The sequence below is a fragment of the Streptomyces sp. UNOB3_S3 genome (assembly GCF_020740895.1).
Classification (GTDB): domain Bacteria; phylum Actinomycetota; class Actinomycetes; order Streptomycetales; family Streptomycetaceae; genus Streptomyces.
Map to the genome: position 1 here is coordinate 1 of NZ_JAILXP010000553.1, position 3318 is coordinate 3318.

At 76.3% G+C, this 3318-nt stretch carries 2 protein-coding genes; both read left to right on the plus strand.

All coding sequences use genetic code 11. The annotated features are described in order from the left end of the window. The coding region (locus K6I33_RS33455) for an NB-ARC domain-containing protein (RefSeq protein ID WP_229358506.1) at window positions 1-2135 on the plus strand (2135 nt) is incomplete at its 5' end. Between the two features lie 165 nt (window positions 2136-2300). Then, entirely contained in the window at window positions 2301-3308 is a 1008-nt protein-coding gene (locus K6I33_RS33460) for an L-tyrosine/L-tryptophan isonitrile synthase family protein (protein ID WP_229358508.1), read from the plus strand. Window positions 3309-3318: the final 10 nt, after the last annotated feature.

Sequence of the window (3318 nt, forward strand, 5' to 3'; positions counted from 1 at the left end):
CCGCCGGCCCGGCCCCGGCCGCGTCCGTGGTGGTCCTCACCGGTCCCCCGGGCGTCGGTAAGACCACCCTGGCCGCCCGCCTCGCCCACCTGCTGCGGCACGCCTTCCCCGACGGCCAGCTGTTCCTCCACCTGGACGGTGCGCGCGGCCCCCGGCGCACGCCCGCCGCGCTCCTCGCGGAGCTGCTGCGCCGCGCGGGCGTCCCCGGCTCGTCGGTGCCCCGGGCGACGGTGGACCGCGTGGCGATGTTCCGCTCCCTGGTGGCCGACCGCAAGGCGCTGGTCGTCCTCGACGACGTACGGGACGCGGACCAGATCCGTCCGCTGCTCACCGGCGCCCCCGAGTGCGCCGTCCTGGCCACCAGCAGGAACCGGCTCTCCGGCCTCGGCGGCGCGCACCTCATCGACATCACGCCGTTCGACGACGAGGAGGCGGCCACGCTGTTGCGGCGCATCATCGGCACCCGGCGCCTCGCCGTGGAAGCGGAGGCGACCGAACAGGTCCTGGCGGGCTGCGCCGGACTGCCCCTGGCGCTGCGCGTCGCGGGCGCGGCCCTCGCGAGCCGCCCCCACTGGCGGGTGCGCTGCCTGGCCGACCGCCTCGCCGAGGCACGGTCGTGCCCCGAGGAGCACCAGCGCCCGGCCGGGGAACTCACCGCCCATGTCTGGCTCGCCGCCACCTACCGCGACCTGGCGCCCGACGCCGCACGGGCCTTCCGGGCCATCGGCATGCTCCCGTCACCGGAGTTCCCGGCCTGGACCCTCACCGCGCTGCTGACCGCCCCGGACGGCGAACCCGCCGCCGAGCCCGGGCGTGCCGCCGAGCCCGGGCGGGCCACCGACGACCTCCTCGCCGCGCTGCTCGAAGCGAACCTGGTGCGCGTCGCCCGCGTCGACGCCCAGGGGCGGCCCCGCTACCGCACCCACGACCTCCTGCACGCCTACGCCGCCGAGCGCGCCCTCGCCGAGGAGACCCCGGAGTGGCGGCGGGCGGCCGTGGCCCGGCTCCTCGACGACTGTCTCTCCCGCGTCCGCGCAGCCGCCGACCGGCTCGTCCGGGCGGGCACCGGCGACGTCGCCGGCCCCGGGACCGGCGAAGCCCCGAAGGCCACGACGGACGACCCCTTCGGCTGGCTGGAGAGCGAACGGCCCGGCCTGGTCACGGCCGTCGAGTTCGCCGCCGCCTCCGGCTACGGCGCGCAGACGGCCGGGCTCGCCGCCGCCATGGAGGACATCTGTCACCTGCGGAACTGGTGGGACGAGTGGGAGCGGGTCGCGGAGGCCGCGCTCGACCGCGCCACCGCCGACGGCGACCCCGTCGCCGCCGCGGTCGCCCAGGGCTCCCTGGCCAGGGCCCTGGCCGTACGGGGGCAGGTGGACGAGGCGGTGACCCGCTGGGCCCCGGCCATCGAGCGGCTCGACGAGCTGGGCGAGGAACACCACGCCGCCCGGCTGCGCACCCACCGCAGCTTCGCCGTCGCCGACCGCGGCATGGACCGGCTCGCCCACGAGGACGCCGAGACGGCCGCCACCGTCATGGAGCGCCTCGGCGACGCGCACGGCCGGGTCGTCGCCCTGCGCAGCCTGGGCTTCGCCCTGTTGTGCCGGCAGCGCGAGGCGGAGGCCATCGGCGTCTTGGAGCCGGCCCTGGAGGCGGCGGAGCGGCTGGGCCACCCGCTCGCGCTCGCCGACGTCCTCCAGATGCTGGCCTGGGCCGAGATCGGCCACGGCAGGTTCGGCCGCGCCGCCCGCCATCTCCACCGCGCCCTGGCCGGGTTCCGTATGGTGCGGCACCGACCCGGCGAGGCGTACGCCCTGCTGACGCTGGGACGGATGCACGTCGGCCTCGGCCTCGACCAGGCCCCCCGCGCGCTCGGCCCGCTCGGCGAGGCGGCGTCCATCTTCGCCGAGCTCGGCGAGCGCCGGGGCGCGGCCCTCACCGCGTACTGGCTGGGCCGCACCCACGCCGCGCTCGGGGACCCGGGCCGGGGCGCGGGCCACCTCGCCGAGGCCCTGGCCGGGTTCCGGGGCCTGCGCATGCCGTACTGGGCCGAACGCGCCCGGCTGGAGATAGCCGCCGCCGCGCGCACCGGCGCCCCGGCACGCCCCCTCGCCGAGGGGGCGCCCTCGATATAGCGGGCGGAACGGGGCGGAACGGCCCGGCACAAGGGGCGAACCGCCCCGTTCACCACAGCGCGGCGCGCGGGTCCCACGGGCCCGCGCGCCGCGCTGTGCGGTCCTTGTGCGTTTCTCATGCGCCCGACCGGCACGGTGGGACCCACGTCCACGAAGGGAGACGCGGTGTCCTATCCAGCCGCACCCGATATCGAACTGGCCGCCGTAGAAGTACTCCGGGAGGTACTGGCCCACCAGCGCAGACTGCGCGACGGAGGCTGCGCCGGGCGGGTCTGCCTCCGGTGTGTCAGGCATCACCTGGACACGGTGCGCAGCGCCATGGAGAGCGGGCGGCGCATCGACTTCGTCCTGCCGGCCTTCCCGACGAAGTCCCCCAACCCCGCCAAGGTCCTCGGCCCGCTGCCCGACCTCGCCGAGGAGCTCGCCCTGCGCTTCCTCGACGGGCTGTGCGAGCGCATCGCCGCGATCCACCCGCCCGGAGCCGCCATTCTGCTCTGCTCCGACGGCCGGGTCTTCAACGACCTGCTCGGCGTGAGCGACGAGGACGTCACCGGCTACGTCCGGGGCATCGACCAGATGATCAAGAGGATCGGCGCGACCCACCTCGAGCAGTTCACCCTCGACGACGTCTACAGCGGCGCCGGCCACGTCGACATGCGCGCCATGCTCTCCTCCGGCTACGCCCCGACGGTCGAGGAACTGCGCGAGGAGGTCCGTGCCGGCGGCGCCCCGCTGGCCATGTACCGGGGCATCACCCGGTTCATGCTGGAGGATCTCTCCGGCCCCGGCTACACCGGCACCCGGTCCGCGCTCCAGCGGCACTGCCGTAAGCTCGCCTACGGAGTCATCCAGCGGAGCAAGGCGTGGGGCGACCTGCTGGGCCAGCTCTTCCCCGCCGCCGTGCGGCTCTCCATCCACCCCCAGCCCTGCGCCACGGACAAGATCGGCATCCTGCTCGCCGACACCCCGGACGTCTGGCTGACGCCCTGGCACAGCGTCGCCGTGGAGACCGGCGGCCGCTACACCCTCATGAAGCGGGCCGAGGCCGAGGAGGCGGGCGCCACGCTGGCGTACCGGGCGGGCCGCCCCAGCCACTACGTCCTGGAGCGGACGGCCACCGAGGAGCACCCCGCCCCCGCGCACCGCGAGCCGTGGAACAGGGCCTGCGCGTGAACACCACCCC